General features: G+C 44.7%; 6 protein-coding genes, 1 pseudogene and 1 riboswitch. All 7 genes and pseudogenes read right to left on the reverse strand.

From position 1 onward, the window contains the following. Positions 1–12: 12 nt before the first annotated feature. Positions 13–783, reverse strand: a complete 771-nt coding sequence (locus QTN94_RS13185) for a thiazole synthase (protein ID WP_331417792.1) — start codon at positions 781–783, stop codon at positions 13–15. Positions 784–787: 4 nt separating this feature from the next. Next, positions 788–1,051 (reverse strand): sulfur carrier protein ThiS, encoded by a 264-nt coding sequence (gene thiS, locus QTN94_RS13190; RefSeq protein ID WP_138973675.1) that lies wholly within the window; start codon positions 1,049–1,051, stop codon positions 788–790. After that, positions 1,048–1,839 (reverse strand): HesA/MoeB/ThiF family protein, encoded by a 792-nt coding sequence (locus QTN94_RS13195; protein WP_331427888.1) that lies wholly within the window; start codon positions 1,837–1,839, stop codon positions 1,048–1,050. The genes thiS and QTN94_RS13195 overlap by 4 nt, the downstream gene beginning before the upstream one ends. Next, positions 1,829–3,163 carry a thiamine phosphate synthase gene (locus tag QTN94_RS13200; protein ID WP_331427889.1) on the reverse strand — a complete coding sequence of 445 codons (1,335 nt, stop codon included), beginning with the start codon at positions 3,161–3,163 and terminating at the stop codon, positions 1,829–1,831. The genes QTN94_RS13195 and QTN94_RS13200 overlap by 11 nt, the downstream gene beginning before the upstream one ends. After that, positions 3,163–5,103 carry a phosphomethylpyrimidine synthase ThiC gene (gene thiC, locus QTN94_RS13205; RefSeq protein ID WP_331427890.1) on the reverse strand — a complete coding sequence of 647 codons (1,941 nt, stop codon included), beginning with the start codon at positions 5,101–5,103 and terminating at the stop codon, positions 3,163–3,165. The genes QTN94_RS13200 and thiC overlap by 1 nt, the downstream gene beginning before the upstream one ends. 148 nt (positions 5,104–5,251) lie before the next feature. Next, positions 5,252–5,350, reverse strand: a riboswitch (TPP riboswitch). 73 nt (positions 5,351–5,423) lie between these two features. Further along, positions 5,424–5,810, reverse strand: a complete 387-nt coding sequence (gene crcB / locus QTN94_RS13210; protein WP_331427891.1) for a fluoride efflux transporter CrcB — start codon at positions 5,808–5,810, stop codon at positions 5,424–5,426. Positions 5,811–5,925: 115 nt separating this feature from the next. Then, positions 5,926–6,201: pseudogene (locus tag QTN94_RS13215) on the reverse strand (multicopper oxidase domain-containing protein); the annotation flags it as partial. Between the last annotated feature and the right edge of the window lie 148 nt (positions 6,202–6,349).

Consider the following 6,349-nt stretch of genomic DNA (forward strand, 5'->3'; position numbering starts at 1 on the left):
CCTCACTGCTGTTTACGACAGTTGATCGAGAAATGATGTGAGAGGACTAGATGCAATCGCATGGTTTGCTTTTCCTGCGAGTCCTGCTTCAAATGCCATGCGACCAGATTCGACGGCTAATTTGAATGCTATCGCCATCTCTACAGGATGAGTAGATGCCGCCATCGCTGTGTTGACAAGCACGGCATCTGCACCCATTTCCATCGCGAGTGCAGCATGAGATGGCGCACCAATACCAGCATCGACAACAACCGGGACATTCGCTTGGTCAATAATGATCTCGAGAAAGTCGCGCGACACAACACCTTTGTTGCTGCCGATTGGCGCTCCAAGAGGCATAACAGCAGCGCACCCTACTTCCTCTAAGCGCTTACATAACACCGGATCAGCATGGCAATAAGGTAGAACGATAAAACCATCTTTAACCAGTTGTTCTGCTGCAAGCAGCGTCTCTATTGGGTCTGGCATTAGGTACTTAGGATCAGGATGGATTTCCAACTTAAGCCAGTTGGTTGCTAACGCTTCCCTCGCTAAATGAGCTGCGAAGATTGCGTCCTTTGCGGTTTTTGCACCAGAGGTGTTCGGAAGTAAGTTAACACCTGCATTGATAAGTGGCTGCAAGATATTATCTTGCTTATCGTTAACATCAACACGCTTAAGAGCCATAGTGGCTAACTCAGAGCCAGATGCCTCAATGGCTTTTACCATCAACTCACTATTGGCGAACTTCCCTGTTCCGGTAAACAGACGAGAGTTAAATTGTTTGTCGGCAATTTTAAGCATTGATTCAGCCCCCTGCTATAGCTTGAAATAGAGAGATGCTGTCTCCCTCAATGAGAATGGTATTGCTCCAGTCACTGCGTGGCACAACCTGATTATTGATCGCAAATACGTACCCAGAATCCGTAATGGCAAACTGGGTCACTATGTTTTCTAGGTTACAGCCAAAAGGTACAAGCTGTGGAATTGAATTGATCTCAATGGTTATCGTCGAACTACTGGTACTATCTAGCGAATCAGACGACACCGAAACTTTATTTGATGTACTCATATTTGCACCTCTGGAAATTTAGTCTGACTTAACGACCCACAAGCAGAACATTGACTATCTCTGTTTATCGATAAGGTTTGCCAAGCAAGCTTTAACCCATCAAATAGATGTAAGGTAGCGGGCTGAAAGTGAAACTTGCCGGTAACTAAAAGCTGAATTGCCGCGATGGCTTGATAGTTACCCATTGTGCCAACTACAGGACCCAGCACTCCGCTATCGCTGCATCTAACCGGATGTGTTAGCTCATCGAACGGGAACAAACAGCGATAACAGCCATTTTCGGAGTCGGAATTACGATAATCGAATACGGAAAACTGACCTTTCCATCCTATTGCCGCGGCCGTGATCAGAGGTTTGCGCTGTTCAATACAAGCTTGATTGGTCATCTGTCGAGTCGTCATGTTGTCGCTACAATCCAAAACGACATCAGCAAGCATGACCTCGAGACTCAATTGCCGACTATCTAGTCGTCTATTGATCGCCCTAATAGCAACGTTAGAATTCAACGCTCTAATTTGCGTTTGAGTCGCAATGACCTTTGGTCTATAGACGTCCTGCTCCCGATATATGACTTGACGATGCAAGTTACTCGGATCAACCACATCATCATCAACAATTACTATCTTTCCTACCCCTGCGCCGGATAGGTATAGACTCGCAGCACTGCCTAATCCACCACAACCGATGATTAATACGTGTGCTTCTGATAACGCCTGCTGCCCTAGTTCAGCAAACTCAGGTAAGGCGATTTGGCGCTGATATCTAACAAATTCTTCATCACTTAGCATGTGTAAGTTCCTCTGAATTGTTTTTGTCTCGAACGCTGTGCTTACTCATTACTTGTTGAAAAAACTCTATAGCCTGCTCTATTGAGTCAGCTTCAGTGATTGCTCTGACTACCGCGAGACTAGAAACCCCACACTGCCAAACTTGATGCGCATTTGTTTGATCAATACCACCAATCGCTACGGTAGGAAGTCCTTGGTACCCACGATAAGGAATGGTATCGATCAATTGCTGGTATAGAGCCAATCGAACCAATCCTTGTGGTAATGAAGGCATTTGCTTTGTGGTTGTTGGGAATATATGCCCTAAGGCGATGTAACTCGGATAAATCTGCGCTATACGTAGCAACTCATAATATCCATGTGTCGACAGCCCAAGACATACTCCGGCTTCTCTCAGTAGATCGAGGTTGGACTGCTCTATATCTTCTTGTCCAAGATGAACACCAAAGGCACCGTGCTTTATCGCCAGCTGCCAATAGTCATTGATAAACACCTGAGCGTGGTACTGGCGACCAAGCGCTACAGCTCTTTCTATTTGCTGCTCTAAATCATGCCGATGTGGATCTTTAATTCGCAGCTGAATCGTCTTCACGCCTAACTCAAGTAAACGCTCAATCCATTCAACACTGTTAACAACTGGATATAGCCCCAACGCTAACTTCGATAACGATGGAAAAGATAAGGCTTGATTTGCAGTCGACCAATCCACATCAATACCAAGTCGTGATTCATTTAAAACAGGTACAGGAAAATGAGCATAGGAACTTGGCCATGTTTTGTTGAACCCCAATCTTGGATTGGAAAGTGTTTCACGTGAAACATCATCACAGGAAGCCAACATTGCTCGGGCTAATGTCAGTGCATCTTCAATAGGAAAGTCCAGAGCAAGTAGTGTCACCACCCACACAAAATGCGCTTTGGGACGAAACAAGAGCGAAGGCGTAGCGGAAAGTGCTCGCACCTCCCCTGTGTCTGGATGTCTCCAGATATCGAACTGCGACAGAATGCAACTTACATCGCCTTGCTCAGCATCTTCTACATCGATAAAAATAGAATTCTTGGGTTGCTCTAGGTATCTCTCAATATCAATCGAACCATGATAGTAAAGCACGTAATCTAGAAGCACTTGACCATCATGCTTAGATATTAAGTCTGTACTGATGCGAGTGATATGTTGGTCGCGAACAAGTTGGAAATGTAGAGTTGAGCTAACGCCCAACTCAATACACTCGATATCAAATCCTTGTTCTCTAGCCAACAACAGACATTGCTGAACATTCTCCGTCATTGCAATACATGACGCAGGTATAAGGATTCTCATCACTACTCGGCTACCTCGGGCTGAACAGCAGGATGGTACAACTCTGAACCTGTAGAACGAAATTCTGCCGATTTTTGACGCATTCCTTCCAGCGGGTCATCGAGCATTTTTATCGATATAGCTTGATCTGCTGCCACCTGTTCGGTGTCTTTAGCATACTCACGAACTTCCTGTGAGATCTTCATGGAACAGAACTTTGGACCACACATTGAACAGAAATGGGCAACTTTGCCCGACTCTTGTGGCAGAGTCTCATCGTGGAAAGCACGCGCCGTATCTGGGTCTAGCGCTAGGTTAAATTGATCCTCCCAACGAAACTCAAAGCGAGCTTTTGACAAAGCATTATCACGAACTTGGGCACCAGGATGCCCTTTAGCTAAATCTGCCGCATGTGCAGCAAGCTTGTAGGTAATCATCCCCGTTTTAACGTCTTCTTTGTTAGGCAAACCAAGATGCTCTTTTGGCGTCACATAACAAAGCATTGCACAGCCATACCAACCTATCATCGCAGCTCCGATACCAGAGGTAATGTGGTCGTAGCCTGGAGCGATATCAGTAGTGAGCGGACCAAGTGTATAAAAAGGAGCTTCATGACAGTGTTCTAGCTGCTGATCCATATTCTCCTTGATCATATGCATTGGAACATGGCCTGGCCCCTCAATAATGACCTGAACATCGTATTCCCAAGCTATCTTGGTGAGTTCACCAAGCGTGCGTAGCTCAGCAAACTGAGCTTCATCATTTGCGTCAGCTACTGAGCCAGGGCGAAGACCGTCACCTAACGATAGCGCGACGTCATACTTCGCACAGATCTCACATATCTCTCTAAAGTTCGTGTAGAGGAAGCTTTCTTGATGATGAGCTAGACACCATTTGGCAATAATGGAACCGCCTCGCGAAACGATACCTGTAACTCGTTTGGCCGTCATTGGCACATATCGAAGAAGAAGTCCGGCATGAATAGTAAAGTAATCAACACCTTGCTCCGCTTGTTCGATTAGCGTATCGCGCATCACCTCCCAGTTAAGGTTTTCGGCAATACCGTTCACTTTTTCAAGAGCCTGATACATAGGAACCGTACCAATTGGCACTGGACTGTTACGCAATATCCACTCTCGTGTTTCGTGTATATTGCGCCCTGTTGAGAGATCCATAACCGTATCGCCCCCCCAACGAGTGGCCCACACCAACTTCTCAACCTCCTCCTCGATAGACGATGTAACCGATGAATTGCCTATATTAGCGTTGACCTTAACTAGAAAGTTTCGGCCAATAATCATGGGTTCAGACTCTGGATGGTTGATGTTAGATGGGATTATTGCGCGTCCATGAGCAACTTCATTGCGAACAAACTCAGCTGTAATATCTTTGGGCAAGTTGGCACCGAAACTTTGACCAGGATGTTGTTGATTAAGCACTTCATCACGATATTTGGCGCGTCCCATATTCTCGCGCAAAGCGATGTACTCCATCTCAGGAGTAATTAATCCTTTACGGGCGTAGTGCAGTTGAGTCACACAGTGACCGGCTTTAGCGCGTCGAATTCTTGGTAGATTCCCGTAACGAAGGTCATCTAACGTTTCGTCTGCCAATCGCTGCTTAGTATAAACCGAACTGACATCATCAAGAATTTCAGTATCGCTACGCTCTTCAATCCAAGTTTCTCTCAGCTTAGGTAGTCCGTTATACAGATCTATTTTGTGGTTTGGATCGGTATAGACACCGGAAGTGTCATAGACGCGTACAGATTCATTAGGCTCAAAGATAGGGGATTCTTTAGTGCCACCGATTAGACTATCAGACAGCGTGATTTCTCGCATAGGGACCTGAATGTCAGGACGAGTGCCCTCTACGTACACTTTTTGTGAATTAGGATACGGTTGAACAGACAACGTATCGATGAATTGTTTAGCTTCCAGTCTCGCTTGTTTGCGACTCGACATAGCATTTTTCCTTGCTTGTTATTCTAGATAAAAAGATTTTGGATAAAAATGCTTGGCGGAAAGATGCGACAAGAGGTATCGAAAACAGTGCTAAAAGTATGACTGTTTACAGAATCGATATTTGATATTAACCAGTTTGATACTGGTTAAGGTATCTTCTCTTGTTCCCTTCGCAGATACTAATCTGATCAGGTTCAACGGATCCCGAATTAACGGTCTCAGCCTTATGGCACTCCGACAAGTAAAGCGAGTATATAAAATCGGCTTGGTTAAACCAAGCCGACCTGTGCAAAAAATGTTAAAAAAGTGGACAAAAAAAACTACGAACTTTTGACTAGTAGATGAAATCCTACCCAAGCAGCAGAGATACTCAACGCGACATTGAGCAATACGTTCAGTCCCACCTTGAAAAATGCGCCTTGCTGCATGAGTAAAACGTTATCCATCGAAAAGGTAGAAAACGTAGTCAAGGCACCTAAGAAGCCAAGACCGATAATCTGTCTCCATGGCTCTGGTGCAAGAAGCTCATTCTCAAACGCTGCAATCAGCAAGCCCATTATAAAAGAACCCACCACATTAACAGCTAGCGTACCGTATGGAAAGCCTCGACCAAACAGCATGATACATAACTCAGATATCAAATAACGCGAACAAGCACCAAAGGCACCACCCACTGCGATAAAACCAAGAATAGAAAGCTGACCCATAACTCCCCCAAAAACTATTTTCTGGTTGATATTGTATCGATCATCGATAAATAATCGACCAAAATTCATAGCATCTTACATCAAACAAAGTTTGAAATTTAAAAGGTTACAGGTGTCACTTAACTTCAATATGTCCCATCAAACCCGTTTTCATATGCTCGATAACGTGGCAGAGGTACATCCAGCGTCCAGGATTATCCGCAACGAAAGCCGCCTTCGCACTTACATTTTTACCAAGCAACACGGTGTCAGTATGGAAAGGGATATCAACTCTCTTTCCGTCTAACTCTAGAACTGTAAATGTATAACCGTGTATATGGATGGGATGATGGTACTGGGTGACATTCTTGAGATTAAAGATATAAGTTTTACCCAGCTCAAGCTTCACTAATACCAATCTAAGTAAAAATATGGTCTAATTGAGGCTGTCATTTCTACACGAGAATGCCATGGATAGCCTCGACAACATCGACTTTAAAAAACTCGCTAGTCAGCAGAAGTCTATACAAATGAAGATGCGTTTACTTGCTCTAGCACAC

It is taken from the genome of Vibrio sp. M250220 (assembly GCF_036533795.1).
Classification (GTDB): Bacteria; Pseudomonadota; Gammaproteobacteria; order Enterobacterales; family Vibrionaceae; genus Vibrio.